The sequence below is a fragment of the Caulobacter sp. CCH9-E1 genome (assembly GCF_001556515.1).
Classification (GTDB): domain Bacteria; phylum Pseudomonadota; class Alphaproteobacteria; order Caulobacterales; family Caulobacteraceae; genus Caulobacter.
On the sequence record NZ_LSJA01000238.1, the window covers coordinates 1 to 25382 of the forward strand.

The 25382-nt window shown below is 67.9% G+C and carries 21 protein-coding genes, 1 tRNA gene and 2 pseudogenes; 15 read left to right on the forward strand and 9 right to left on the reverse strand.

The window, feature by feature from the left end:
- Nucleotides 1-94: 94 nt before the first annotated feature.
- Entirely contained in the window at nt 95-403 is a 309-nt protein-coding gene (locus AX690_RS13250) for a DUF4357 domain-containing protein (RefSeq protein WP_197426862.1), read from the forward strand.
- Nucleotides 400-3237: pseudogene (locus tag AX690_RS13255) on the forward strand (type I restriction endonuclease subunit R); the annotation flags it as partial. The gene AX690_RS13250 and the pseudogene AX690_RS13255, both read left to right, overlap by 4 nt.
- A 389-nt stretch (nt 3238-3626) precedes the next feature.
- On the opposite strand, the gene AX690_RS13260 reads toward AX690_RS13255, so the two are convergent.
- Nucleotides 3627-3702: transfer RNA gene (locus AX690_RS13260), tRNA-Lys, on the reverse strand.
- An 84-nt stretch (nt 3703-3786) separates the two neighbouring features.
- On the opposite strand from AX690_RS13260, the gene AX690_RS13265 reads away from it, so the two are divergent.
- Both AX690_RS13265 and AX690_RS13270 read left to right on the forward strand, forming a co-directional pair.
- Nucleotides 3787-4125 carry an Hpt domain-containing protein gene (locus AX690_RS13265; RefSeq protein ID WP_066682824.1) on the forward strand — a complete coding sequence of 113 codons (339 nt, stop codon included), beginning with the start codon at nt 3787-3789 and terminating at the stop codon, nt 4123-4125.
- Nucleotides 4126-4200: 75 nt separating this feature from the next.
- A complete protein-coding gene (locus AX690_RS13270) occupies nt 4201-5028 on the forward strand; it encodes a TIGR00266 family protein (RefSeq protein ID WP_066682823.1) in 828 nt (275 codons plus the stop codon).
- 132 nt (nt 5029-5160) lie between these two features.
- Here AX690_RS13270 and AX690_RS13275 read toward each other — a convergent pair whose 3' ends face one another.
- Nucleotides 5161-5493 (reverse strand): chorismate mutase, encoded by a 333-nt coding sequence (locus AX690_RS13275; RefSeq protein ID WP_066682822.1) that lies wholly within the window; start codon nt 5491-5493, stop codon nt 5161-5163.
- A 48-nt stretch (nt 5494-5541) separates the two neighbouring features.
- Complete coding sequence (gcvA, locus tag AX690_RS13280) at nt 5542-6498, reverse strand: transcriptional regulator GcvA (RefSeq protein ID WP_066682821.1); 957 nt, start codon at nt 6496-6498, stop codon at nt 5542-5544.
- A gap of 186 nt (nt 6499-6684) precedes the next feature.
- On the opposite strand from gcvA, the gene cobA reads away from it, so the two are divergent.
- From cobA to AX690_RS13305, 5 genes are read left to right on the forward strand one after another with little or no spacing between them, the layout of a single operon-like run.
- Complete coding sequence (gene cobA / locus AX690_RS13285) at nt 6685-7608, forward strand: uroporphyrinogen-III C-methyltransferase (RefSeq protein WP_066682820.1); 924 nt, start codon at nt 6685-6687, stop codon at nt 7606-7608.
- Nucleotides 7605-7970, forward strand: a complete 366-nt coding sequence (locus AX690_RS13290) for a DUF2849 domain-containing protein (RefSeq protein ID WP_066682819.1) — start codon at nt 7605-7607, stop codon at nt 7968-7970. Before cobA ends, AX690_RS13290 begins: the two co-directional genes overlap by 4 nt.
- 6 nt (nt 7971-7976) lie before the next feature.
- Nucleotides 7977-9635, forward strand: a complete 1659-nt coding sequence (locus AX690_RS13295) for a nitrite/sulfite reductase (RefSeq protein WP_066682818.1) — start codon at nt 7977-7979, stop codon at nt 9633-9635.
- Nucleotides 9619-10125 (forward strand): DUF934 domain-containing protein, encoded by a 507-nt coding sequence (locus tag AX690_RS13300; RefSeq protein WP_066682817.1) that lies wholly within the window; start codon nt 9619-9621, stop codon nt 10123-10125. The genes AX690_RS13295 and AX690_RS13300 overlap by 17 nt, the downstream gene beginning before the upstream one ends.
- Entirely contained in the window at nt 10125-10859 is a 735-nt protein-coding gene (locus tag AX690_RS13305; RefSeq protein WP_066682816.1) for a phosphoadenylyl-sulfate reductase, read from the forward strand. The genes AX690_RS13300 and AX690_RS13305 overlap by 1 nt, the downstream gene beginning before the upstream one ends.
- A gap of 132 nt (nt 10860-10991) precedes the next feature.
- Here the strand turns inward: AX690_RS13305 and AX690_RS13310 are convergent, their stop codons facing one another.
- Both AX690_RS13310 and AX690_RS13315 read right to left on the reverse strand, forming a co-directional pair.
- Nucleotides 10992-13175, reverse strand: coding sequence for an acylase (locus AX690_RS13310; protein ID WP_066682830.1), 2184 nt, complete (start codon nt 13173-13175; stop codon nt 10992-10994).
- A gap of 93 nt (nt 13176-13268) precedes the next feature.
- Nucleotides 13269-13793, reverse strand: coding sequence for a 3D domain-containing protein (locus AX690_RS13315; RefSeq protein WP_066682815.1), 525 nt, complete (start codon nt 13791-13793; stop codon nt 13269-13271).
- Between the two features lie 204 nt (nt 13794-13997).
- On the opposite strand from AX690_RS13315, the gene AX690_RS13320 reads away from it, so the two are divergent.
- The 3 genes from AX690_RS13320 to AX690_RS13330 are packed head-to-tail and all read left to right on the forward strand — an operon-like array spanning nt 13998 to nt 16076.
- On the forward strand, nt 13998-14579 hold the full coding sequence (locus AX690_RS13320; protein ID WP_066682814.1) for a glutathione S-transferase family protein: 582 nt from the start codon (nt 13998-14000) through the stop codon (nt 14577-14579).
- 17 nt (nt 14580-14596) lie between these two features.
- On the forward strand, nt 14597-15625 hold the full coding sequence (locus tag AX690_RS13325; protein WP_066682829.1) for a S1/P1 Nuclease: 1029 nt from the start codon (nt 14597-14599) through the stop codon (nt 15623-15625).
- A 4-nt stretch (nt 15626-15629) separates the two neighbouring features.
- A complete protein-coding gene (locus tag AX690_RS13330) occupies nt 15630-16076 on the forward strand; it encodes an NUDIX domain-containing protein (RefSeq protein WP_066682813.1) in 447 nt (148 codons plus the stop codon).
- A 15-nt stretch (nt 16077-16091) separates the two neighbouring features.
- Here AX690_RS13330 and AX690_RS13335 read toward each other — a convergent pair whose 3' ends face one another.
- The 4 genes from AX690_RS13335 to AX690_RS23360 all read right to left on the reverse strand — a co-directional run bounded on the left by AX690_RS13335 (nt 16092) and on the right by AX690_RS23360 (nt 22596).
- On the reverse strand, nt 16092-16430 hold the full coding sequence (locus AX690_RS13335) for a UrcA family protein (protein ID WP_066682812.1): 339 nt from the start codon (nt 16428-16430) through the stop codon (nt 16092-16094).
- Between the two features lie 144 nt (nt 16431-16574).
- Nucleotides 16575-19100: a PAS domain-containing sensor histidine kinase gene (locus AX690_RS13340; protein ID WP_066682811.1), complete on the reverse strand. Its 2526-nt coding sequence runs from the start codon at nt 19098-19100 to the stop codon at nt 16575-16577.
- Nucleotides 19101-19251: 151 nt separating this feature from the next.
- On the reverse strand, nt 19252-21843 hold the full coding sequence (pepN, locus tag AX690_RS13345) for an aminopeptidase N (protein ID WP_066682810.1): 2592 nt from the start codon (nt 21841-21843) through the stop codon (nt 19252-19254).
- A gap of 48 nt (nt 21844-21891) precedes the next feature.
- Nucleotides 21892-22596 (reverse strand): hypothetical protein, encoded by a 705-nt coding sequence (locus AX690_RS23360; protein ID WP_197426863.1) that lies wholly within the window; start codon nt 22594-22596, stop codon nt 21892-21894.
- Between the two features lie 421 nt (nt 22597-23017).
- Between AX690_RS23360 and AX690_RS13355 the strand changes: the two genes are divergently transcribed.
- From AX690_RS13355 to AX690_RS13365, 3 genes and pseudogenes are all read left to right on the forward strand, one after another.
- Complete coding sequence (locus AX690_RS13355; protein WP_066682809.1) at nt 23018-23923, forward strand: CPBP family intramembrane glutamic endopeptidase; 906 nt, start codon at nt 23018-23020, stop codon at nt 23921-23923.
- 94 nt (nt 23924-24017) lie between these two features.
- Nucleotides 24018-25133: an acyl-CoA dehydrogenase family protein gene (locus AX690_RS13360; RefSeq protein ID WP_066682808.1), complete on the forward strand. Its 1116-nt coding sequence runs from the start codon at nt 24018-24020 to the stop codon at nt 25131-25133.
- Between the two features lie 22 nt (nt 25134-25155).
- Nucleotides 25156-25362, forward strand: a pseudogene (locus AX690_RS13365) (acyl-CoA dehydrogenase family protein); the annotation flags it as partial.
- Nucleotides 25363-25382 lie beyond the last annotated feature (20 nt).

Sequence of the window (25382 nt, forward strand, 5' to 3'; positions counted from 1 at the left end):
CTCTCCAGCTCCGAAAAGCTAGCATGGGTGTCCACTGAAACGAGGGAGGATCACCCCGCCGCCGCTCTTCCACTTCGAAGTGAAGCGCCACGGCTTGCGCGCCACCGCCCGGCTTGAGAATGGCGAGTTCATCGTTGAGGCCGGCTCGACAGCCCGTAAGAGGTGGGAAGGGGTGCCAACCACCTACACTCCGCTTCACGGGGAGTTGGTTAGATCGGGCGTCCTTCGGGAGGAAGGTGACCGCAACGTGTTCGCCTCGGACTACGCCTTCACTTCACCCAGCGCGGCTGCGGCGGTCATTGCTGGCCGCTCGACCAACGGCGCCATCTCGTGGGTGAACGATAACGGCCAGACCTACAAGGATTGGGAGGCGGCGCGCCTCAAAGGCAGCGAGACCGTATGAGCCTCCACAAGGAAATCCGCTTCGAGGACGACGTCGTCGACCACCTGGGCGCGCACGGCTGGATCTACGAGGCGGGCTCTGGCGCGCGGCATGACCGCCCGCGGGCGCTGTTCGTCGAGGATCTGGTCGCCTGGGTCCGGGACAGCCAGCCCGAGGCCTGGGACGCCCTGAGCAAGACCCACGGCGCGGCCGCCGCCGAGGTGCTGGCCGACCGGGTGCGCAAGTCGCTGGACGACCGGGGCGTGCTGGACGTGCTGCGCGGCGGGCTCGACATGGTGGGGCTGCGGCGACGCCTGGACCTGGCGCAGTTCAAGCCGGCCATGGGCATGAACCCCGAGATCACCCGCCGCTACCAGGCCAACCGCCTGCGCGTGGCCCGGCAGGTGCGCTACTCGACCGCCAACGAGAACTGCCTTGACCTGGTGCTCTATCTGAACGGCGTGCCGGTCGCGACCGTCGAGCTGAAGACCGACTTCACCCAGAGCCTGCAGGACGCCATCGACCAATACCGGCTCGACCGCGATCCCCGGCCCAAGGGCGGGAGGCCTGAGCCGCTGCTGACCTTCCCCGGCGGGGCGCTGGTGCACTTCGCCGTCAGCAACGCCGAGGTGGCCATGACCACCCGGCTGGAGGGCGCGGCGACCCGCTTCCTGCCGTTCAACAAGGGCGACCATGGCGGCAAGGGCAATCCGGCCAATCCCAACGGCCATCGCACGGCCTACCTCTGGGAGGAGGTCTGGCGGCGCGACAGCTGGCTGGAGATCCTGGGCCGCTACATGGTGGCGGAGCGGAACGCCAAGAAGCAGCTCACTGGCGTGATCTTTCCGCGCTACCACCAGCTCGACGTCACGCGAAAGCTGACGGCGAAAGTTCTGGAGGAGGGGGCCGGCGGGCGCTTTCTGATCCAGCACTCGGCCGGCTCGGGTAAGACGAAGTCCATCGCCTGGGCCGCGCATCTGTTGTCGGAGCTGCACGACGCCGAGGATCGGAAGCTGTTCTCCAGCGTGATCGTGGTGTCGGACCGCAACGTCATCGACAAGCAGCTCCGCGACGATCTTGAAGCGTTCCAGCGCGTCAAGGGCGTGGTGGCGACGATCAAGAACGAGGGCGGCTCCAAGAGCGGCCAGCTGGCCGAGGCCTTGGCCGCCGGCAAGAAGGTGATCGTCTGCACGATCCAGACCTTTCCCTTCGCCTTGGACGCCGTGCGCGACCTGGCGGCCACCGAGGGCAAGGCCTTCGCCGTGATCGCCGACGAGGCCCACTCCAGCCAGACCGGCGAGGCGGCGGCCAAGCTGAAACAGATGCTCTCGGCCGAGGAGGCGGCGGACCTGGCCGACGGCGGCGAGGTCAGCAACGAGGACATCCTGGCCGCCCAGATGGCCGGGCGCGCCGCCAGAGACAAGGGCATCACCTACGTCGCCTTCACGGCCACGCCCAAGGGCAAGACGATGGAGCTGTTCGGCCGCCCGCCGCATCCCGACCGTCCCGTCGGCGATGACAACCTGCCTGAACCCTTCCACGTCTATTCGATGCGCCAGGCCATCGAAGAGGGCTTCATCCTCGACGTGTTGCGCAACTACACCCCCTACAAGCTGGCGTTCCGCTTGGCGCACGAGGGGCGCGACCTCGACGAGAAGGAGGTCGAGCGTAGCAAGGCGCAGAAGGAGATCATGCGCTGGGTGCGCCTGCATCCGCACAACATCAGCCAGAAGGTCCAGATCGTCGTCGAGCACTACCGCGAGAACGTCCAGCCGCTGCTGGACGGCAAGGCCAAGGCCATGGTGGTGCTGGGCAGCCGCGCCGAGGCCGTGCGCTGGCAGGTGGCGATCCAGCGCTACATCAAGGAGCAAGGCTACCCCCTCGGCACGCTGGCGGCCTTCTCGGGCGACGTGCCGGACACGGACCTGGGCGACGTCAGCGAGACCAGCCACGTGCTGAACCCCGGCCTGAACGGCCGGGACATCCGCGATGCGTTCAGTAGCGAGAACTTCCACATCCTGCTGGTGGCCAACAAGTTCCAGACCGGCTTCGACCAGCCCCTGCTGTGCGGCATGTATGTCGACCGGCGACTGGCGGGGATCCAGGCGGTGCAGACCCTCTCGCGCCTGAACCGCGCCCACCCGGGCAAGGACACCACCTATGTCCTCGACTTCGTCAACAGCTCCGACGAGATCCTGAACGCGTTCCGCACCTACTACGAGACGGCGGCGCTGGAGAGCGCCACCAAGCCAGACCTGATCTACGACCTGCGCGCCAAGCTGGACGGCAGCGGCCACTACGACGACTTCGAGGTCGAGCGGGTGGTCAGGGTCGAGCTGAACCCCATGGCGCGCCAGTCCGAGCTGATCGCCGCTCTCGAGCCGGTCGCCAGCCGCATCGTCCACGCCTTCAACGCCGCCAAGCAGGCCTTCGCCGTCGCCGACGCGCAGGGCGACGCGCGGGCCAAGGGCGACGCCAAGGACCACATGGACGCCCTGACGTTGTTCAAGGGCGACATGGGGGCGTTCCTGCGCCTCTACAGCTTCCTCAGCCAGATCCTGGACTACGGGAACACCGAGCTCGAGAAGCGCGCGATCTTCTACCGTCGCCTGCTGCCGCTCTTGGAGTTCGGGCGGGAGCGCGAGGGGATCGACCTGTCGGGCGTGAAGCTGACGCACCACAGCCTGAAGGCCGAGGCCAAGCGCGACCTGCTCTACGGCGATGGCGACGCGCCCAAGCTGCCGGGCATGTCCGAGACCGGTTCGGGAAGTCTTCAGGAGAAGGACAAGGCGCGGCTCGACGAGATCATCGCGCGCATGAACGATCTGTTCGGGAGCGGGGCTACCGACGATGATCAGCTGCACTACGTCAACGGTTTCCTGAAGGGCCACATGTTGGCGTCCAAGGAGCTGCAGGGGCAGGCCATGGCCAACACGCGGGCGCAATTCAGCAACTCGCCGACCCTTCAGCGCCAACTTCTGGATGCGGCCATGGACAGTGAAGAGGCGTTTACGTTCATGAGCCGCCAGGTGCTGTCGTCTGAGCGAATCCGCGAGGAGCTGCTTAAGATCCTGCTGGGACCCGGCGACCTCTACGGCGCTCTGCGGCGCGCGGCCGGAGCGAACGAGGCGGAAGTCGAGGCGACGGACTGACGTCCGTTCGGCTTTCGCGCAGTCTCGACACAGTCTTTCAGGGGAGTTCCCCAGTTGGCCTCAGCGGAAGGCCGGTTTCTCCAAGAGGAGAATGGTGGGTGTACAAGGATTCGAACCTTGGACCCGCTGATTAAGAGTCAGCTGCTCTACCAACTGAGCTATACACCCATTCGCGGTTCCGAAGCACTTGCGAGCCCCGGCGGCGAGGCGCGGAACATACGCAATGATTTTGGGAGCGCAAGAGCTTTTTTCATGGCCAGACGAGATATTAGCGGAGCCGTGGATTTCGCTTACCTGGAAGGGTTCGCCGCGGGGGATTCCACGGTGATCGACGAAGTGCTGGCGCTGTTCCGTGAACAGGCCGCGCTGTGGACGCCGATGCTCGATCCCGCCCATCCCGGATGGAAGGACGCGGTCCATACGGTGAAGGGCGCCGCGCGCGGCGTGGGGGCCTTTGCGCTCGGCGAGGTCTGCGAACGCTGCGAGGCGGGGCAGGAGGGGCTGGACGCGGTCCGCACGGCCCTGGACGTCGCCCTGATGGATATCGCCGCCTACGCCCACGAGCGGGCGCTGCGATCCTTGAAGGCCTGAGCAATCTGACCCAGCTGTAATTGGCGCCGTCGCCAGTGTCTGGCTAGAACGGCGGACCAACACGAGGAGACGTCCATGCCCCCCAGCCCTTGGAGCCACACCCGCAGCGACAGCGTCGCCGACGACATCGACTTCGAGATCAAGGGCGATGACCTGCAGTTCGTCGAGATCGAGCTCGATCCGGGCGAGAGCGCGGTGGCCGAGGCCGGCGCCTTCGTCTGGAAGGACGCCAGCGTCCAGATGACCACCGTCTTCGGCGACGGCTCGGCCGACCAGGGCGGCGGCTTCATGGGCAAGCTGCTGGGCGCGGGCAAGCGCCTGATCACTGGCGAGAGCCTGTTCACCACCGTCTTCACCCACACCGGTTCGGGCAAGGCCCGCGTGGCCTTCGCCTCGCCGACGCCGGGCTCGATCCTGCCGCTGAACCTGGGTCAGCTGGGCGGGACGCTGATCTGCCAGAAGGACAGCTTCCTGGCCGCCGCGCGCGGCGTGTCGATCGGCCTGCACTTCCAGCGCCGGGTGATGACGGGCCTGTTCGGCGGCGAGGGCTTCATCATGCAGCGCCTCGAGGGCGACGGCTGGGTGTTCGTCCAGATGGGCGGCGCCCTGGTCGAGCGCGAACTGGCGCCGGGCGAGGAGCTGCACATCGATACGGGGTGTCTCGCCGCCTATACGCCGGGCGTCGACTTCGACCTGGTCATGGCCGGCGGCGTGAAGAGCGTGCTGTTCGGCGGCGAGGGCCTGTTCTTCGCCCGCCTGCGCGGTCCCGGGAAGGTCTGGATCCAGTCGCTGCCGTTCGCGCGCCTGGCTGGCCGCATGCTGCAGGCCGCCAACCACCAAGGCGGCAACCAGGGCGAAGGCTCGATCCTGGGCGGCCTGGGCCGGATGATCGACGGAAACTGAGGATAGCGTCCTTCTCCCCTTGTGGGAGAAGGTGTCAGCGAAGCTGACGGATGAGGGGTTTCTCGGCGTCGCCGCGCGACCCCTCACCCGGTCCTTCGGACCACCCTCTCCCGCAGGGGGAGAGGGAAAGGCTTACGACCCCTTCGTCCGGTCCCAGCTGTCGTATTCGTAGGCGATGCAGCGGTCGATCAGGGTGCGCCAGACCGGCTCGGCGATCGCTTCGGACAGGCCCGACGCGCGGGCGGCGGCCTTGACCTTGTCGACCACGTCCTCGATCCGCGCGCGGTCGAACACCTTGGAGCGGTCGGCCTTGATGCGGGCGGCCGCGTCCATGAAGGCCTGACGCTCGGTCAGGAGCTGGACCAGGGCCCGGTCCAGGGCGTCCACGCCCTGGCGCACATCGGCCATGGTCTGGCAGTCGGCGGGAGCAAGATGCTCGTCGACGTTAAGAGTCGTGATTTTCATGGGGCCCTTAAAGCCGGTTCCGGCGACAGAAACCAGAGTGTCGGCGGCTTAAATCCCAGACCCGTTGTCCATGGTCTGGAGGGCGGCCTCGTGGGCCTCGGCCTCGGCCTTCAGCCAGTTCACGAACGCCTTGACCTGGGGCAGGCGGCCCTTGGCCTTGGGGTGGACGACGTAATAGGCGAAGTCGACGGCCGTGGGGGCCTCGAACGGGATGACGAGGCGTCCGGAGTCCAGGTCGGCCTGGGCCAGGGTGCGCTTGGCCAGGGCGATGCCGCGGCCGTTGGCGGCGGCTTCGATCACCAGGCTGGACTGGTTGAAACGGGGCCCGCGCGCGCCGTCGACGCCTTTGATGCCGCGCGCCGCCAGCCACATCGCCCAGTCGGGGCAGCTGTCGTCGGCGTCCGGCGAGCCGTCATGCAGCAGGATGTGGTGGGCCAGGTCCTCGGGGCGCTCCAGGGCGTTCTGTTCGAGAAGTTCGGGGCTGGCGACCGGGACGACAGTCTCCTGCAGCAGGCGAATGACCTCCAGGCCCGGATAACGGCCCGAGCCGTAGCGGATGGCCATGTCGACCTCGCCGGTCGCGAAGTCCACGACTTCCATGCCCGCCGACAGCCAGACGTCGACCTGCGGATGGGCCTGCTCGAACTTGCCCAGGCGCGGCACCAGCCACTTGGCGGCGAACGACGGGGCGGCTGTCAGGGTTAGGCGACGGCCGTCGACAGCGGCGGTGAGCAGGCTCGCGGCCTCGGCCAGGCGGTCGAAGGCCTCGCGCAGGGCGGGCAGGGCGGTCTGGGCCGCGTCGGTCAGCAGCAGGCCCTTGGGCGTGCGCTTGAACAGGGCCGCGCCGACATAGTCTTCCAGGTTCTGGATCTGCTGGCTGACCGCGCCGGGCGTCACCGACAACTCGTCGGCGGCGCGGCTGAAGTTCAGGTGCCGCGCGGCCGCCTCGAACGCGCGCAGGGCGTTCAGGGGCGGCAGGCGGCGGCGCTCATTGGGTCTTTCCATAGTTTTACTGAACGCCCCGGCAGAAGTCCTTGTTTGCGAATTGGCCTCTTCGGGCCGAGTTTGCAAGCGTTCGCTGGCGGATTGGCCCTTTTCGCCGGCTTACACGAGCGGGGTCGTCTTTAGGGGCGACCCCGTCTTGCATTCCACGGTCTTATTCCAAGCGCGTTGATAGAGGTTCTAAAACCCATGGCTCGCCAGCCGCCCCGAAACCGGAAGCCTGGCCTCGTCGTCATCGGCGGGACGCGGGCCCGGCGCGCCTTGGGCGCGGTGTGGCTGGTCGGCGCCGGCCCGGGCGACCCGGATCTCCTGACCTTCCGCGCCTTCAACGCCCTGCGCGGCGCCGACGTGGTCGTGCACGACGGCCTGGTCTCCGAAGAGATCCTGGACCTCGCGCCCAGCCGCGCGCGCCGGATCAACGTCGCCAAGCGCAAGTCGCGTCACACCCTGCCGCAGGACGACATCAACCAGCTGCTCGTCGCTCTGGCCCTTGACGGGCTGAACGTCGTGCGTCTGAAGGGCGGCGACCCGTTCCTGTTCGGACGTGGCGGCGAGGAGCAGGCCGCCTGCCGCGAGGCTGGGGTCGAGTGCCATGTTGTTCCGGGCGTCACGGCCGCCCTGGCCGCCAGCGCCAACGCCGGCGCGCCGCTGACGCATCGGGGCAGCGCCCAGGCGGTCACCTTCGTCACCGGCCATGCGGCGCACGGCGAACCGGATCTGGACTGGACCGCCCTGGCCCGTCCCAACCAGACCGTCGTGGTCTATATGGGCGTCTCGACCGCGGGCCTGATCGCCGAGCGACTGATGGCCGCCGGCCGCGCCGGCTCGACCCCCGCCCTGATCGTCGAGAACGCCAGCCGCGCCGACGAGCGCCGGGTTCTGACCACGCTGAGCGGCCTCGCCGAAGCCGCCCAGGGCGTGAAAGGCCCCGCGTTGCTGATGGTCGGCGAGGCGATGGCCATGGCTGACGTTCGGTCTCCTCCCCCGTTGACGGGGGAGGGGGGCCGCGAAGCGGCGGAGGGGGCGCTCGCCGCCGAGCGCGCCCCCTCCGTCATCTCGCCCGGGGGCGAGCTGACACCTCCCCCGCTTCGCAGGGGAGGAGAGTTCAAATGAAAGCGATCACCGCCAACCGCCTGATCGACGGCGAGGTCGTGTTCTGGAAGTCGGGCCAGTGGGTTGACCGCTTCGGCGACGCTCAGCTGTTCGACGACCATCACGCCGCCGATGTCGAGGCGGCCGTCGCCACGGGCAAGAGCCAGCCGACCGTGGTGGTCGACGTCTATCCGATCGACCTTGTCCAGTCCGCAGGGCGTTGGGCGCCGCTCAGCTATCGCGAGCGTATCCGGGCGCTGGGCCCCACTAACGAACCCACGCACGGCAAGCAGGTCGAGGGCGGCGACGTCGTCGAGGCCCTGCGCCACGCGTCCGGCGCGGCCCGCTCGACCGGCCGCGTTGACCTGATCCGCAGGAAGTAGGGCGGCATGTACCAGTACGATCTCATCGACAAGGAATTCCTGGCTGATCGCTCGGCCGAGTTCCGAGGGCAGGTCGCCCGCCGCCTGTCCGGCGAGTTGACCGAGGACCAGTTCAAGCCGCTGCGGCTGATGAACGGCCTTTATCTACAGCTGCACGCCTACATGCTGCGGGTGGCGATCCCGTACGGTTCGCTGAACCCGACCCAGGCCCGCCGTCTGGCCCAGATCGCCCGCGACTACGACAAGGGCTACGGCCACTTCACCACGCGCCAGAACATCCAGTTCAACTGGATCAAGCTGAAGGACGCGCCGGAGATCCTGGACAAGCTGGCGGAGGTTGATCTCCACGCCATCCAGACCAGCGGCAACTGCATCCGCAACACCACCTCCGACCCCTATGCGGGGGCCACGGCCGAAGAGGTCGACGACCCGCGCGTCTGGTGCGAGGTGATCCGCCAATGGTCGACCCTGCACCCGGAATTCTCGTTCCTGCCGCGCAAGTTCAAGATCGCCATCACCGCCTCGGCCAAGGACCGCACGGCGGCCAAGGTGCACGACATCGGCCTGCTGCTGCGCCAGGGCCGCGACGGCCAGCTGGGCTTCGAGGTGATCGTCGGCGGCGGGCAGGGGCGCACGCCCTATGTCGGCCCGACCATCAAGCAGTTCCTGCCGACCGATCGGCTGCTGAGCTATCTGGAAGCGATCCTGCGCGTCTACAATCGCCACGGCCGTCGCGACAACATCTACAAGGCCCGGATCAAGATCCTGGTCGCCGCCCTGGGCGCCGAGGAGTTCGCCCGCCAGGTCGAGGAGGAGTGGAGCAAGATCGACGCCGCGCGCGCCGACCTGCCGGCCTCGGAGCTGGCCCGCATCCGAGCCGCCTTCGCCAAGACGCCGTTTGAAACCCTGCCGGCTCGTTCGGAGGCGTTCGAAACCGCCAAGGCCAATGACCCGGCCTTCGCCCGCTTCGTCCGCAACAACGTCCGCGCCCACAAGCAGCCGGGCTATGCGATCGTCGAAATCTCGCTGAAGGCCCAGGAGCAGACGCCGGGCGACGCCTCGGCCGACCAACTGGACGTCGTCGCCGATCTGGCCGAGCGCTACGGCTTCAACGACCTGCGCGTGACCCACGCCCAGAACCTTGTCCTGCCGCACATCAAGCTGGACGATCTGCCGACCGTGTTCGCGGCGCTGCAAACGGCCAATCTGGCGACCCCGAACATCGACTTGGTCAGCGACATCATCGCCTGCCCGGGCCTGGACTACTGCGCCCTGGCCAACGCCCGCGCGATCCCGATCGCCCAGGACATCGCCCGCCAGTTCGCCGATCTCGATCGCGCCGAGCAGGTCGGCGAGCTGAAGATCAAGATCAGCGGCTGCATCAACGCCTGCGGCCACCACCACGTGGCCCACATCGGCATCCTGGGCGTCGATAAGAAGGGCGAGGAATTCTACCAGCTGTCGCTGGGCGGCTCGGGCGCGGAAGACGCCTCGATCGGCAAGATCCTGGGTCCGGCGCTTCCGGCCGACAAGGTCGCCACGGCCGTCGACCAGCTGGTCGGCGCCTATCTCGCCGTCCGGACCGACGGCGAGCGCTTCCTCGACACCTATCGGCGCCTCGGCCTCGAGCCCTTCAAGGAGGCTGTCTATGCCCAAGCTGATTGAGCTCGTTAAGGGCGAGGCCCGCTGGGCGGACAATACTTTCGTCTCGGTCGCCGACGAGGACGCGATCCCGGAAACCGGCGACGTGATCCTGTCGCTGGCGCGCTTCGAAGCCGAGGGCGACGCCCTGCTGGCCTCGAATAGCCGCCGCGTCGGCGTGCGCATCGAGTCGGACCAGGAGGTCGAGGTGCTGGCCTATGACCTGCCGCGTCTCGCGGTGGTGGCCTTGGTCTTCCCGAAGTACCGCGACGGCCGCGCCTACACTTCGGCCCGCCTGCTGCGCGAGCGCTTTGGCTATCAGGGCCAGGTGCGCGCCGTGGGCGATGTGCTGCGCGAGCAGGCGGGCTTCATGGTCCGCTGTGGCTTCGACGCGTTCGAGCCCGCCGACGGCGCCACCCCGGAGGTCTGGAGCCAGGCCGCCAGCCGCTTCCGCCACGTCTACCAACGCGCCGCCGACGCGCGCGCCGTGGCGTTCGAGGAAAGGGCCTCCTGATGGCCTACGACCAGATCGGGGGAACCGCCGCCGGCCTCGCGGCGCGCCTGGACGCGGAACTGCGCGAGGCTCATCCCTCGACCGTGCTGCGCGCGGCCTACGATCAGTTCGGTTCGCGATTGGCCCTGGTCTCGTCGTTCGGCGCGGAGTCGGCGGTGCTGCTGCACCTGGCCTCACAGGTCTCGCCGAGCATCCCCGTGCTGTTCCTCGACACCGGCATGCTGTTCGGTCAGACGCTGGACTACCGCAAGACCCTGGCCGCCCAGCTGGGCCTCACCGACGTGCGCGACCTGCGCCCGGCCTATGCTGATCTGGCGACCCAGGACCCCCAATCGGACCTGTGGCGCACCAGCGTCGACACTTGCTGCAACATCCGCAAGGTGCTGCCGCTGGACCGCGCCCTTGGGAGCTTCGACGCCTGGATCACCGGGCGCAAGCGCTTCCACGGCGGCGACCGCCTGAGCCTGCCGGTGGTCGAAGCCGCCGACGGCAAGGTGAAGTTCAATCCGCTGGCCAACTGGGGCAAGGCCGAGCTTGAGGCCTATGTCGCCGAGCACCGGCTGCCGGCCCATCCCCTGGTCGCCCAAGGCTACGCCTCGATCGGCTGCTGGCCCTGCACCCAGCCGTCGGAGGACGGCCGCTCGGGCCGTTGGGCGGGGCAGGAAAAGACCGAGTGCGGCATCCACGTGGCGCGGGCGCCAGGCGTCGCGCCGAACGTGGGCGGGGATATCTGAGATCTAAGTCCTCCCCCTACTGGGGGAGGTGGCGCGAAGCGCCGGAGGGGGGGAGTCCTGCTGATCCTGCCTCTTCCTCCTCCGTCGTCTCTTCGAGCCGATACCTCCCCCTGCTGGGGGAGGATTAGAACGCTACTCCCCCGGCCGGTACGTCTTCACCGCGTGCTTCTTCACGTCCTCGGGATAGAAATAGACGTCCCGCAGGTTCCCCGCCGCATACCGCAGCGCCTGGTCGTTAAAGTGCGGCGAGGCCGGGTCGCCGCTCTCGCCGCCGGCCGAGATGGCGCGGGCGCGGACCTTGTCGCCGAACTGCACGACGGCCACGAAGCTGTTGCCCAGCGTGCCGTAGTACTTCTTGGTCCCCGGCCAGCGCTTGGCCCCAAACGAGGCCAGCGAGCCCCACTGCGCCGAGGTGAACGGCACGGGGATGCTGGGCTTGGCGTCATCGAAGGTCTGGACGATCGACCCGTCATTGCGCTGGAAGCGGTTGATCTGCCCCCACGGCGTCTTCCACGCGCCGAAATCGGCGGTCAGCCGGTCGGAGGCCTCGGCAAGGGCCGCCAGCTTGTCGGCGGCCGTCAGCTTGTCGGCCATGTAGTCGTAGGTGTTGAGCCCCTGAGCCTTCGCCGCGGGCGCGGCCTTGGCCCACATCGCCTCGCCCCAGAACACCGCCAGGGAGGTCTCTGTCGAGCGCGCCGACCACTTGCGGTCCCAGGTGCTCAGCGCCTTGACCTGTTCGGCGATCTTGGCCTTCAGAGGATCGCCGTCGGGCGTGGCGGCGTAGGCGGCCTCCAGCGTCGGGATCAGCCGGGCGAAGGCGGTCAGGTACGGGTCATAGGCCTTCTCGATCAGCCCGCCCAGGGTGAGGTTCTTGACGTCCTTCAGCACCAGCTCGGCGTGGAGGCCGCGCGGGTTCTCGCCGAAGGTGTCCATGTATTTCGGGAAGTCGGCCTTCTTGGGGCTGTAGGGGCCGGCGGCGGTCCAGGGCCAGTTGTTGGTGTTGAAGGCCCATCCCGTCGGCGGGTTCACCGCCCGAGGCGTCTTGTCGAGCGGCGTCAGGCCCTTCCAGTCGGTGGCGGGATCGGACCCGTCCACGGGCTTCGTATAGTCGAAGCGGTCGTCGCGGATCGGAATGAACTGCGGGTGCAGATAGGCGATCTCGCCCTTGCTGTCGGCGAACAGGGTGTTGTTCGACGAATTGGCCTTCAGTTCCGCCACCTTCATGAAGCTCTTCAGGTCAGTGGCCTTGGTGCGCAGGAAGGACTGTTGCAGGGCCTCCACCGGCCTGTTCATCAGGGCGATGCTGATCCACTTGCCGTCGGCCTCGCGGACGATCGGGCCGCGATGGGTCTTGAAGACGGTGAAGCGCTTTTCGGCCATCGACCCGTCGGCGGCGCGGTAGGGAACGGCGATCACCTCGGTCTTCAGCGGCCGCAGTTCCTTGCCGTACTTGTAGAAGCGCTGGCCGTCCTTCTCGACGATCGTCTCGGCGAACTCGTCGACCACGTCGACGCCGCTGGAGGTGTGCATCCAGCCGGCCTTGGCGTTGAAGCCCTGATAGATGAAGAACTGGCCCCAGGTCGTGGCGCCATAGGCGTTCAGGCCCTGGTTGCTGGAGACCTGCATCTCCGAGCGGAAGAAGAAGCTGGTGTGCGGGTTGATCAGCAGCATGGCGTGACCTTCCAGCGTGTTCTTGGGCGCGATGGCGATGCCGTTCGAGCCCTTGGGCTCCTTGAACAGCAGGCCCTTCTCGTCGGCGGTCATGGCCAGTTGGCGCTGTCCATAGAAGCTTTCCAGCTGGGTCAGGGCCACGCGTTCGATGTCGCCGCCGATGCTGCCTTCCGAGAAGCTGAGCGCCATCCAGGGCTCGAAGCGGGTGATGACCTTCGGCTTCACGTTCGGATGCGTGGCGAGATAGTAGTTCAGGCCGTCGGCCCAACCGTTCATCAGCGCCTTCAGCCAGGCCGGGCTCTTGGCGTAATCAGCTTTCAGCACCGCCGGATCGATGAACAGCTTCTGGCGCAGGTCCGCCCAGATCGCTTTTTCGCCTTCCGCCTCGGCCGTGCGGCCCAGGGCGGTCATGAAGTTGGTCTCGACGCGGTTAAAGTCGTCCTCGGCCTGGGCGTAGGCCATGCCGAACACGGCGTCCGCGTCGGTCTTGCCGTGGATGTGGGCGACGCCCCAGTCATCGCGGGTAATCGAGACGGCGGCGGCGCGGGTCTTCAGGCGCGCCACATCGTCAGCGGCGCGAGCTGGCGTCGTCGCGAGCGCGGCGCTCAAGGCCAGGGCCAGAACGCTGACCGACAGATATCGCATGATCACCCCCAAATCGCTTCACGCGCGAGGGCGCGATCCAAGCCGAGTTTGGAGATCAATTCCAGTCCGCGTCACCATGGCGGACCTCAAATGCTACTGAGGAGGGCAGCCCTTGAACTCGCCGACCTTGCTGACCGACAGGCTGGACAGGTCCAGGCCGCGCAGGGTCTTCATCGAGGCGGCGCCAAAGCCGCTGAACAGGTCGAGCTTCAAACCCTTGATCGCGCCGCCGATGTCGGAGGCGTACCAGTAGCCGTCATGCTTGGTGCCGTCAGGCATCGGCAGGCCGACGGTTTCCTTGATGAAGAGGACCGTGCGACGCGGGATCACCTTGGGATCGACCGCGACGGTGCGCATGGCGGCGACCTTGCAGCCCAGCGAGTCGAACGCGCGGATGCCCTTGGCGCCGGCGTGGTACATCGTCGCCCGCATCTTGTACTCGACCGAGCCGGGCAGGGCGCCGCCGCCCAGGGCGGTGCTGATCAGCTCGCCCAGCGGGTCGACGCGCGGCGTCGCGGCGGATGCGGAGTCCGAGTCCGGAGCAGCGTGGGCGAGAGCGGGAGCGGCGAACGCGGAGATGACCGCGGTGGCCAAAATTCCGGCGAGCTTGCGTCGCATCGAGGGGAACCTCTTATCGGCGTGTCTGTCGGGCGGCGTCTGGATAGTCCGATCACGGCCCTGTGACAACCCTTAACCCCGCCCAGGACGCGTATCGCTTCGCGTGATGGGCGAAAAATAGGCATAGATTCAGAGGGTTGAAACTTGGCCCTTTCCTGCTGATTTTCGCCTGATCGGAAGCTTCGCAGAGGGAACCTGGCGGTGATGCGGATTTACGGCGACTCGATTTCGGGCAACTGCCTCAAGGTGAAGTGGGTCGCCGAGCACCTTCGTCTGCCGTTCGAGTGGATCGAGACCAGCGTGCTGACCGGCGAGACCCGCACGCCGGCGTTCCTGGCGATGAACCCGGCCGGCCAGGTCCCGCTGATCGTGCTGGACGACGGACGCCCGCTCTCGCAGTCCAACGCGATCATCCTCTATCTGGCCGAGGGCTCGGCCCTGATCCCCGGCGACGCCTTCGCGCGCGCCAAGATGCTGGAGTGGATGTTCTGGGAGCAGTACAGCCACGAGCCCTATGTCGCCGTGGCGCGCTTCCAGATGCTGTACCTGGGCAAGCCGCGCGAAGAGCTCGAGCAGCGCCTTGTGGAACGCGGGGGGCAGGCCCTGGCGCGCCTCGAAACCCAGCTGCGACAGACGCCATTCCTGGTCGGCGAGCAGGTCACCCTAGCGGACGTCGCCCTGGTGGCTTACACCCGCGTAGCGCACGAAGGCGGGTTCGACCTTGCGCTCTATCCGGCCGCGAAGGCCTGGGTGGGCCGCACCGAAGCCGCGCTCGGTATTATTTGATCCTGGAGTTTCGTCCCTTGCGTCTGTCGACCAGCCTGAAAGTCCTCGCCCTGGCCGCCGCGGCAGCCGCGCCGGCGCAATCGGCGCTCGCCTGGGGCGCTTCTGGCCACCGCGTCGTCGGCGTCGTCGCCGCCTCGACCCTGCCGGCCGACGTGCCGGCGTTCCTGCGGACGCCGCAAGCCGTGGCGGCGATCGGCGAGTTCGCGCGTGAGCCGGATCGCTGGAAGGGCTCGGGCAAGATCCATGATCATGACCGCGACTCCGCGCACTTCCTGGACGTCGATGATCAGGGGCGCATGTACGGCGGTCCGGCCTTCACGGTGGCGACCCTGCCGCCAACCCGCGCTGATTACGAGAAGGCCCTGCAGGCCGCCGGCACGGACAGTTGGAAGGCCGGCTATCTGCCTTACGCGATCATCGACGGCTACCAGCAGCTGGTGAAGGACTTCACCTACTGGCGCGTCCTGACCGCGGCCGTGAAGCTGGAGAAGGACCCGACCCGTCTGGCCTACTACAAGGCCGATCTGAAGCGTCGCGAGGACCTGCTGCTGCGCGACCTCGGCGTCTGGGCGCACTATGTCGGCGACGGCAGCCAGCCGCTGCACCTGTCGGTGCACTACAATGGTTGGGGCGACTACCCCAATCCGAACGGCTATACCCAGGCGCGTTCGACCCACTTCCAGTTCGAGGGGCCGCTGACCCTGGCGCTGGCGGACGAGGCGTCTATCAAGGCCCTGGTGCCGGCCTACAAGCCCTGTGAATGCTCGATCGAGACACGCGTCGTCGGCTATCTGACGGACACCTGGAAACAGGTCGAGCCGCTGTATCAGCTGGAAAAGGCCGGCGGCATGGTCGAGACCGATCCCCGCGCCAAGACCTTCGTGCGGGCCCGGGTGGCGGCGGGAGCGACCGCTTTGCGTGATCTCGTCGTCGACGCCTGGCGCGAAAGCGCCAATGGCAAGATCGGCTACCGTCCGGAGATCAGCGTGGCCGACGTCGAGGCCGGCAAGGCCGATCCGTGGTTCGACCTCTACGGCAAGGACTAGGGGCGTGCTGAGCTTCGGCTCGCCCGTCGCCGGGCTGACCTATTTCGACCGTCGGGCGGCTTTTGGCGTGGCCGAGAACGCGCTGGGCCAGATCGCCCTGGCTCAGGTCACCAAGCCCGGCAAGGCGCCGTACTTCGATCTGCCGGGCGGGGCGGTGGACGGCGACGAGACCGAAGAACAGGCCGTCGCCCGTGAGTTTGGCGAAGAGACAGGTCTGGTCGTCGAGGCTGTTCGCCTGATCGAGACGGTCTCGCAGCACTTCCTGAAGTCGGACGGTCAGCCGGTCCGTAATCACGGCGGCGTCTATGTCGTCAAACTGCTGGGCGACAACCCGGCCTTGAAGGTCGAGGACGACCATGCGCTGGTCTGGCTGGACCCGCGCGACGCCGTGGTCGCCCTGCGCCACGACGCCCATGCCTGGGCGGTCGCGGCGTGGCTGAGGCGGGGCTAGAGCCCGCTAGAGGCTCTAGTTCGAGGCCAGGGTGATCCTGGCGCCGGCGCGGTTGGCCGTGCGCAGTTCAGCCATTTGCTGTTCCGACAGCGCGTCCCGGACGTCGGCCTTGAAGTCGGCGACGCAGGCGCGGTTGGCCATCGCGCGATTGCCGTAGGCGTCGCAAGCCTTGCGAGCGGCGGCTTCGACGCGCTTGGCGAATTGGCGAGCGTCGGCGGGATTGGACAGCTTCAGGTCGCCAACCGCGATGCGGGCGGTCGGCTCTTCGGCGTGGGCGGCGGTCAGGCCGATGATCGGGGTGGCGGCCAGGGCCAGGGCGGCAACGGCGGCGACGCGGCTAACAAGCTTGCTCATGACTGGTTCCCTCTTCTTCGATGTGGCCGCCGGCGGCGGTCTGTTGAAGAGAGGTGTAGTCGTGGCGAGCGGGAAACACCCGTTACGACTGAGTCATGACGTCGAATTAAGCTTATGAACCAAAAGTAATATTTCGGATTTGTGTCAGGCCGCCGCGAAGTCTCGGGCGAACCCGTGTTCGCTCTGCCGGATGGGCAGGGCGAAGCTGACCGTGGTGCCTTCGCCCGGCGTGGACTCCATGTCCAGCACGCCGTCGTGCATGCTGATCAGCGACTTGGTCAGGGCCAGGCCAAGCCCGGTGCCCTGGGTGGTCTTGGAGAACTGGCTTTCGACCTGCTCGAACGGGCGGGCCAAGCGCGCCAGGTCCTCCTTGGCGATGCCGATGCCGGTGTCGGAGACCGACACCCGGACCATGTCGCCGAACGGATCGCGACGCACCTCGGCGCGCAAGGTGACGCTGCCCGCGCGCGGCGTGAACTTGATGGCGTTGGACAGCAGGTTCAACAGCACCTGCTTGATGGCGCGGTAGTCGGCCTCGATCTCGGGCAGGGGCGGGAAGTCGATGCTGAGGTTCAGGCCGGCGGCCTCGGCGCGGTTGCGCACCAGGCGAACGGCGTCCTCGGCGACGTCCTCCACGTGCATCGGCTCGAACTTCAGGTTCATCTTGCCAGCCTCGATCTTCGACATGTCGAGGATGTCGTTGATCAGCGCCAAGAGGTGCTGGCCCGACGAGTGGATGTCCTGGCTATAGCCCTTGTAGCGTTCGTCCCCAAGCGGGCCGAACATCTCGTTCATCATGATCTCGGAGAAGCCGTTGATGGCGTTCAGCGGCGTCCGCAGCTCGTGGGACATGTTGGCCAGGAACTCGCTCTTGGCCCGGTTGGCGCCCTCGGCCCTGACCTTCTCGGTCTCGTACTTGCGCGCCAGTTCGGCCAGCTGCTCCTGGCTGCGCTCCAGGCCCGCCACGGCGTTCTGAAGCTGCTCCTCGTTCAGGCGGCGGGACTCTTCCTGGTTCTTGATCGCGGTGATGTCGGCCGCGGTCATGACGAGACCGCCCTCGGCGGTGCGGCGTTCGCTGATCTGGATCCAGCGGCCATCCTGCAATTCGGCCTCCCGCACGCCCTTGGCGCCGTCGGGCGCGGTGTGGTCCTGCTTGATGGCCTGGGCGGCGTGACGATTGATCTCCGCCCGCGCGGCGCCGGGCTTCAGCAGTTTGGGATCCAGGGAGAAGACATTGCGGTAATTGCGGTTGCACATCAGCAACCGCCCGTGGCGATCCCAGAGGGCGAAGGCCTCGGAAACGCTTTCGATGGCGTCGCGAAGCCGGCTCTCGGCGGCCTGGGCGCGGGCTTGGGCGACCCGCTCCTCGGTAACGTCCAAGGCGACGCCGATGATCCGGGAATAGCCGTCGGCGTCCGCCTTGCCGAAGCCCTGGCCGCGCGCGTCGACCCAAAGCGAACGCTGGCCCTGCGCGGCGGCGGGAACGCGGAACGAGACGTCGAAGGCGCCGTACATCGCCGCGTTGGCCAGGGCCTTTCGGAGCCTGTCGCGATGATCCGGCGCGATGCGGTCCAGAATATCCTGGCCCGAAACCACGCCGCCGCCCCCCCAGCCAAACATCGCGCCGGTGACGTCCGAGAGGAACACCTCGTCCGCGTTCAGATCCCATTCCCAGATGCCGCAGCGCGCGGCTTCCACGGCGAGGCGGAAGCGCTGCTCGCTATCGATGAACTCGCGCTGGGCCGCCTCGGACTTGCGGCTCTGGATCACCAGCAGCAGGGCCAGGGCGATCCCGGCGGCCAGCGGGATGAGCAGGCTGAGCTCGCTGCTGGCCGGTACGGCGTCCTCGCCGGCGCTGGGCGCGGTCGACACGACCGCCAGAGCGCCTTCGCCAACCGGCTTGACGGCGACGTCGATCGGCTTGCCGTCGAGGGTCCGCCCCCGCAGGTCGCTCGCGGCGCGCCGCAGCGCCTCCGGCTTCAGCGCGAACGCTTGCCGGAGCGCCGTCGCGCCTTGAGCCAGGCCGCCTCGCGCGACGACGAGGGAGCCGTCGGGGAGGGCGAGGGCGCTGCTTTCGCCGCGCGCCGGCTCCTCGACGAGCCGGGAAGCGTCTCCGCTGGCGACCAGGACGACGCGCGTCGCGCCGAGCGGCGCCAAGGTCGCGACATAGAGCCTGCCCGAGGTCCCGACCGAGCCGGTCCAGACGGTTCGGCCGGACGCCTCGGCCGCGCGCGCCGCCGATTTCCAGTCCGCGCCGTCGTCGCGTCCGGCCACGGCCAGGATGCCAGCGGGCGCGACCACGGCGACCGCGGCGGCTTCGCCGCCGGCGGCGCGCAAGGCGATCTGGGCGGCGTCGGCCGTGGCGTCGGGGTCGCGGGCCAACAGGTCCGCGGCGGCCGAAAGTCCCGCTCTCTGCGCCGCGAGGTTGGTCTCGACCCGGCCGGCGATCAGGCCGGCCTTCGCCGCCAGGGCGGGGGCGCGCGGCTGCGCCTGGCTTTGGTCTTCGATGCGTTTCAGGCCGAAGGCGGTGTAGAGCGCCAGCAGGAGCAAGGCCGACAGGATCGCGATGCGGGCGAAGCTTTGCGAAGGCGCGCGCGTCCGGCTCGCCCGCGAGGCCGCGGGCGGCCCGGCCTTGGCCGTCCCTCCGTGTCTCGCCCTGCCTTTAGCCAAACGCACGACTCCCGTGGAACACCCCCGGCGAGTCACTTCGCCAGACGGTGAATCTAGCTTACGGGCCGCATCGACGTCACCGCCGAACCGTCAAATCCGCGCGGATGGGCGTATTAGTCGCAATGATTTGGCATCCCGGCGTTCTTGGACTCTAGGCCAAGGACTTGGTGACCAGCTCCAGAACATTCTTGGACAGGTCCGGATGCGCCGCGATGCGTTCGAGTTCTTGCCGCATCAGCGCGCCGAGTTCCGGCTTGTACCGCCGCCAGGCGCCCAGGGGCTCGATCAGCCGCGCCGCTGTCATCGGATTGAACGCATCGACCGACAGGATCTGGTCCGCCAGGAACCGGTAGCCGGCCCCGCTGGGATCGTGGAAGCGGGCGGGATTGAAGTGGGCGAAGGTCGAGACCAGGGCGCGCAGGCGATTGGGATTGGTCGGCTCGAAATCGGCGTTCTGGGTCAGGCCGATCACGCGATCCAGGGCGTCGGGGTTTGGATCGCGCGCCTGGGCGGCGAACCATTTGTCCATGACCAGGGGCTCGTTCCGCCAGGCCTGATGGAAGTGGGCGACGGCGCTGTCGCGCGTGGCGCCGCCCACCGAGATCAAGGCGTTCAGGCCGCTGATCATGTCGGTCATGTTGCGCGCGGCCTCGTAGCGGCCAGTCAGGCGCGCCAGGTTGTCCGCGTGCGGGTCGGCCGAAAGCATGTCCGCGCACGCGGCGCCGAGGGCGCGGCGACCCGCGGCCTGGGCGTCGGGCGAGAACTCGCCTTCGTTCTGCATTTCGCCGAACAGGCGGCGAAGCAGATCGCCCAGGTGGACGGCGATGCGGGTGCGCAGAGCGTCGCGCGCGTCGTGCAGCGCCTGGGGATCGGTGGGCTCGGAGATCAACGCCAGGTCCGGCTCCGAAGGCAGGGCCAGCAGCAGCGCCTTGAAGGCGGGCTCGGACGCGTCGTCGACCAGCGCGCGGCCCAGGCCCTCGGCATAGCGCTCCTCGCCGACCTCGTCGGGCTTGCCGACGGCCCGGGCCAGGATCAGGTCGCGCGCCAGGGTCTGGCCCGCTTCCCACCGGTTGAAGAGGTCCGTGTCCGAGGCCAGCAGCACATAGCGGTCGGACGGTCGCGCATCGGTTTTCAGGTTCACCGGCGCCGAGAAGTTGCGAAGGGCCGAGAGAACCGGCGGCTTGGACACTCCCTCCCAGCGCACGGTCATGGCGTCCTGATCCAGCACCACCACCTCGGTGTCGCGCAGCGCTTCGCCGTCAAGCGACAGCAGGCCGATGGCGATGGGGATCGGCAGGGCCTTCTTGGCGGGCTGGCCGGGCGTGGGCGCGGTCGACTGGCGCAGGTCCAGCGTCAGTACTTGGGCGTCGGCGTCGTAGTCGCTGGCGATCGTCACCGTCGGCGTGCCGGCCTGCTCGTACCAGGCGAAGAAGTTCGACAGGTCGCGACCGGACGCTTCGGCGAAGCAGGCGATGAAGGCCTCGACGGTCGTCGCCTGGCCGTCGTGCCGCTCGAAGTACAGGTCACAGCCCTTCCGGAACGCTTCCGCGCCTAGCAGGGTCTTCAGCATCCGGATGATCTCGGAGCCCTTCTCGTAGATCGTCGCGGTGTAGAAGTTGTCGATCTTCAGATAGCTGGACGGGCGCACGGGGTGGGCCAGCGGACCGGCGTCCTCCGCGAACTGCCGGGCGCGCAGAACCCTGACATCCTTGATCCGTTGCACGGCCGCCCCGCGCATGTCGGCGCTGAAGCTCTGGTCGCGGAAGACGGTGAAGCCTTCTTTCAGGCACAGCTGGAACCAGTCGCGGCAGGTGATGCGGTTGCCTGTCCAGTTGTGGAAGTATTCGTGGGCGACCACGGCCTCGATCCGCTCGTAGTCGGCGTCGGTCGCGGTCTGCGGATCGGCCAGCAGCAGGGAGCTGTTGAAGATGTTCAGCCCCTTGTTCTCCATAGCCCCGAAATTGAAGTCGCGGACAGCGACGATCATGAACAGGTCCAGGTCGTACTCGCGGCCGAACGCCTCCTCGTCCCACTTCATCGCGCGCTTGAGGCTGTCCAGAGCATAGGTGGCGCGCGAGGCCTGGCCGGGGTCGACGAAGATCTTCAGAGCCACCTCGCGACCGCTCATCGTCACGAAGCTGTCGGTCACCACGTCAAGGTCGCCCGCCACCAGGGCGAACAGGTACGAGGGCTTGGGGAAGGGGTCGACCCACTCGGCGAAGTGTCGCGAGCCTTCCAGCGCGCCCTGGTCCACCAGGTTGCCGTTGCTCAGCAGGTGCGGCAGGCCGCCGTCGGCCTCGATCCGCACGCTGAAGCGGCTCAGCACGTCGGGGCGGTCGGGGAAGTAGGTGATGGTCCGGAAGCCCTCGGCCTCGCATTGCGTGCAGAAGCGGCCGCCGGACATGTAGAGGCCGGTCAGCGCCTTGTTGGCCAGCGGATCGATCTCGACCTCGGTCGTCAGGACGAACTGGTCCGGGACTTCGTGAACGGTCAGGTGCTCGGCGTCGGCGACGTATTGATTGGCGCTCAGCGCCTGTCCGTCGATGGCGACCGACATCAGCTTCAGCCGCTCGCCGTTCAGCGTCAGCGCCTCGCCGGCCGCGCCGATGCGGCGCACGGCCAGCTCGGCCCGGACGCGGGTCGCGGACGGATGGAGCTCGAAGACCAGCCGCGTGGTCTCGATCGCAAACGGGAAGGGGCTGTAATCGGTCAGCCGGATCGGCTGAGGCGTATCGGTGCGCATGGCCTCTAGCTAAGCCCGCCGGAACGTTTGCGCCAGCGCTGGGCGAAATTACTTGGGACGTCCCCGCAGGAAATTCGTCGGAACGACGCTGTCCGGGGAGTCTTGCGCTGGGGTGGGGCCGGCGCGCGGCGCGGGCGTAAAGGCCTGGGCGCGCGGGCGAAGGTTCAGTTCGCGTTCGAGCGCGGCCATGCGCTCTGAAAGCGAGGGCGCCTTGAAGTCCTGCGGCGCCGCCGGGGGCGTAACCGGTGTCACCGGCGCCGCGGGCCGCGGCGGCGGAGCTTCGGCGGCGGCGGGCGTGGATTTCAGCTTGGCGAGAGCCGCTTCGTCGCCGTGCAGGTCCCGCAACTGCAGTTCCAGGGTCGCCGCGCGGCGGGCCAGGCCGCGCAACACCTCGGGCGTCGCCGCGTCATTGGCGAACAGGGTGATCAGGTCCTGGATCAGGGCGCGCATCTTCGGCGCGGCGGCGATCATCCGCGCCTGGGCCTCAATGCGGGCGGGATCGCGGTCGTATTCCGAACGCGGCACGCGCCATCCGCCCCAGTCCTGGGGATCGGTATACACGATCGGGTATGTTCCGGGGATCGGATGGCGCGGGGTGTCGTCGCGGCCCCGCCAGCGATTGGGGCCGCGCGCCACGCGCCAGTTCTCCTGGCTTGGCGGGTCTGGAGCGTCGCGGGGATCGGCGGTCAATTCGAAGGCATGAAACATGCGGCCGAGGCCGACGTCGTAGGTCACGCGAACCGGTTCAGTCAAACCACCGACCCATGCGGGTACGACGCGCTCGACGGTCGCCCACGCGCCGACGCTATCTACCCATACACGCTGGTTTTTCTTGAATTGAGCCTTGGCCATGGCTTTCGGAGAATCGTGTTCTGCGAACATGGCTTATCGATGCGCATACTGTAAGAGTAAATATTGCCGCCAGTCGCGCGAGCTGCTCAACCCACTGGTGCATTTATACAAGCGTATAACGCCTTGTCTAACCTTGCGCCGCTCAGTTTTGGCGCCCGGCTGTTAGCCAAAAGGCTCGCCGATGGCGATATCCACACCTGCGTACCGTGGCTTCGAAGCCGCGCTGAGGCTTGTCGTACAAGGCTTCTTGACGTTGCCGATTGACAGTCACGGCCAAAGTAACGGCCAAGTCGCTCGACTGGGGCGATAGGAGCGGATCGGGATGGAACGGGGTCTGGAGGTCGGGCGCGAGCGGGTGCTGCATCCTGGGCCTTTGCGTTGGCTGCGCGCCTTCGGCTGGATGGCGGCGCTCTTCGTGATCTTCACGATCGTCTACGCCGGCGCCCAGGCCGTCGGAAATCCCCTGTTCCAGGGGGGCGGTCGCGCGCTTGAGGTGCTGGAAGTCACGGCCATCTGCGTCGCGGGGCTTGGCCTCTACGCGCTGATCGTCCGGCTTGCCGAGGGGCGTTGGCCCGAGGAGCTGAGCCTGAAGCCGGCGCTGCTGGACCTGGTTCTGGGCCTGCTGATCGGCACCCTGATGCTGAGCGCCGCGGTCGGCGGCCTGTATGCGCTGGGCGTCTACGAGATCAGCGGTCCGCGCGCGGCCTCGCCCTGGGACACGATCGCCATGGCGATCGAGTCCGGTGTGATGGAGGAGCTGCTGATGCGCGCGATCGTTCTGCGTCTGCTGATGCGGGCCTTCGGGATCTGGCCCGCCTTGGCGCTGCAGGCCCTGCTGTTTGGCGCGCTGCACCTGGCCAATCCGAACGCCACCCTGACCGCCGCCGTCGCCATCGCGATCGAGGCCGGCTTGATGCTGGCGGGCTTCTACCTGCTGACCGGACGTCTCTGGATGTCGATCGGCGTCCACGCGGCGTGGAACTTCACCCAGGGCTGGATCTGGGGCGCGTCGGTGTCGGGCATTCCGGTCAAGGAGAGCTGGCTGGTCAGCACGCCCAAGCCTGGCGCGCCGGAGTTTCTCAGCGGCGGAGCCTTCGGGCCCGAAGCGTCGCTGCCGGCGATGGTGGTCGGGACCTCGGTCGCTGTCGTGGTGCTGTGGATGGCGTGGCGCAAGGGCATGTTCCAGGCGCGCCCGGACGCGGCGCCCGAGGGCTCCGTCTCGGCCTGAATTTCTTGACGCCGGGGCAGGCTTTCCCTTCGCGTGAACGTCGTTCAGTGTGCTCTCGAGGCCGGCCGAAAGAGCCCGGTCCAGGGAGGATCCAGTGGATTTCGACTATTCGGACGACCAGAAGTTCCTGAAGGACGAGGCGCGCAAATTCCTCGCCGCCCATTGCGACGTCGCCGTCGTGCGCGGGGTGCTCGACAACCCCGAGCGCGCCTTTGACGAGAAGCTGTGGAAGGGCGTGGCCGAGCAGGGCTGGCTGGGCGCCTGCATTCCCGAAGAGTTCGGCGGCCTGGGTCTGGGGCGCGTCGAGCTCTGCGCCATCGCCGAGGAGCTGGGCCGCGCCGTGGCGCCGATCCCGTTCGCCTCGACGGTCTATGTCCTGGCCGAAGGGGTCATGGCGTTTGGGTCCGACGCCCAGAAGGCGTCGATCCTGCCGCGCATCGCCGCCGGCGAGCTGATCGGCTGCCTGGCGACCTCGGAAGGCCCGGGCGTGGTCGGGCCCGCCAGCCTGCAGTGCCGCGTCGAGGGCGGCAGGCTGACGGGGACGAAGATCCCGGTCACCGACGGCGACGTCGCGGGCGTCGCCCTGGTGCTGGCCAGCGAGGGCGGCCGTCCGGGCCTGTTTCTGGCGGACCTGAGCGGCGCGGGTGTGACGCGCGAGACGCTGAAGAGCCTCGACCCCACCCGCAGCGTCGCCAAGCTGACCTTCGCCGGGGCGGCCGCCGAGCGGATCGGCGACGCGGGCGCGGGCTTCGAGATCGTCCAGGCGATCCTGGACCGCGCCGCGGTGCTGCTGGCCTTCGAGCAACTGGGCGGCGCCGATCGCTGCCTGGAGATGGCCCGCGAATACGCCCTGGGCCGTTACGCCTTCGGCCGCGTGATCGCCGGCTACCAGGCCATCAAGCACAAGCTGGCCGACATGTACGTCAAGAACGAGGTCGCCCGCTCCAACGCCTATTACGGGGCCTGGGCGCTGAACGACGACGCGCCGGAGCTGCCGATCGCGGCGTCGGCGGCGCGCATCGCCGCGTCGGAGGCCTTCTGGTTCGCCAGCAAGGAGAACATCCAGGTGCATGGCGGCATGGGCTTCACCTGGGACGTCGACTGCCACCTCTACTACCGCCGCTCGCGGCAGCTCAGCCTGGTCGCCGGCGCGCCCAAGGTCTGGAAGGAACGGCTGGTCAGCCAGCTCGAACAGAAGAACGCGGCTTAAGGCTCAAGGGAGGAACAGGATCATGGACTTCAACGACTCCCCGGAAGAAGCCGCCTACCGCGAAAAGGCCCGCGCCTGGCTCGCCGAGCACGCCGCCGCGCACCGCGCCAAGTGGGGCGAGCTGAAGCCCAACACCCCCGAGCACATGGCCGCCGCCAAGGACTGGCAGGCGACCAAGGCCTCGGCGGGCTATGCCTGCATCACCTGGCCCGCGGCCATCGGCGGGGGCCAGGTGATGCAGGCATAGCC

What these genes read in the sequence shown, in the direction of transcription:
- cobA (WP_066682820.1), top strand. Translation starts at nt 6,685, where the DNA reads ATGGCTCGCCAGCCGCCCCGAAACCGGAAGCCTGGCCTCGTCGTCATC.
- AX690_RS13265 (WP_066682824.1), top strand. Translation starts at nt 3,787, where the DNA reads ATGGCCAGACGAGATATTAGCGGAGCCGTGGATTTCGCTTACCTGGAA.
- AX690_RS13270 (WP_066682823.1), top strand. Translation starts at nt 4,201, where the DNA reads ATGCCCCCCAGCCCTTGGAGCCACACCCGCAGCGACAGCGTCGCCGAC.
- AX690_RS13315 (WP_066682815.1), bottom strand. Translation starts at nt 13,793, where the DNA reads ATGCGACGCAAGCTCGCCGGAATTTTGGCCACCGCGGTCATCTCCGCG.
- AX690_RS13335 (WP_066682812.1), bottom strand. Translation starts at nt 16,430, where the DNA reads ATGAGCAAGCTTGTTAGCCGCGTCGCCGCCGTTGCCGCCCTGGCCCTG.
- AX690_RS13320 (WP_066682814.1), top strand. Translation starts at nt 13,998, where the DNA reads ATGCGGATTTACGGCGACTCGATTTCGGGCAACTGCCTCAAGGTGAAG.
- AX690_RS13300 (WP_066682817.1), top strand. Translation starts at nt 9,619, where the DNA reads ATGCCCAAGCTGATTGAGCTCGTTAAGGGCGAGGCCCGCTGGGCGGAC.
- AX690_RS13310 (WP_066682830.1), bottom strand. Translation starts at nt 13,175, where the DNA reads ATGCGATATCTGTCGGTCAGCGTTCTGGCCCTGGCCTTGAGCGCCGCG.
- gcvA (WP_066682821.1), bottom strand. Translation starts at nt 6,498, where the DNA reads ATGGAAAGACCCAATGAGCGCCGCCGCCTGCCGCCCCTGAACGCCCTG.
- AX690_RS13355 (WP_066682809.1), top strand. Translation starts at nt 23,018, where the DNA reads ATGGAACGGGGTCTGGAGGTCGGGCGCGAGCGGGTGCTGCATCCTGGG.
- AX690_RS13295 (WP_066682818.1), top strand. Translation starts at nt 7,977, where the DNA reads ATGTACCAGTACGATCTCATCGACAAGGAATTCCTGGCTGATCGCTCG.
- AX690_RS13275 (WP_066682822.1), bottom strand. Translation starts at nt 5,493, where the DNA reads ATGAAAATCACGACTCTTAACGTCGACGAGCATCTTGCTCCCGCCGAC.
- AX690_RS13290 (WP_066682819.1), top strand. Translation starts at nt 7,605, where the DNA reads ATGAAAGCGATCACCGCCAACCGCCTGATCGACGGCGAGGTCGTGTTC.
- AX690_RS13305 (WP_066682816.1), top strand. Translation starts at nt 10,125, where the DNA reads ATGGCCTACGACCAGATCGGGGGAACCGCCGCCGGCCTCGCGGCGCGC.
- pepN (WP_066682810.1), bottom strand. Translation starts at nt 21,843, where the DNA reads ATGCGCACCGATACGCCTCAGCCGATCCGGCTGACCGATTACAGCCCC.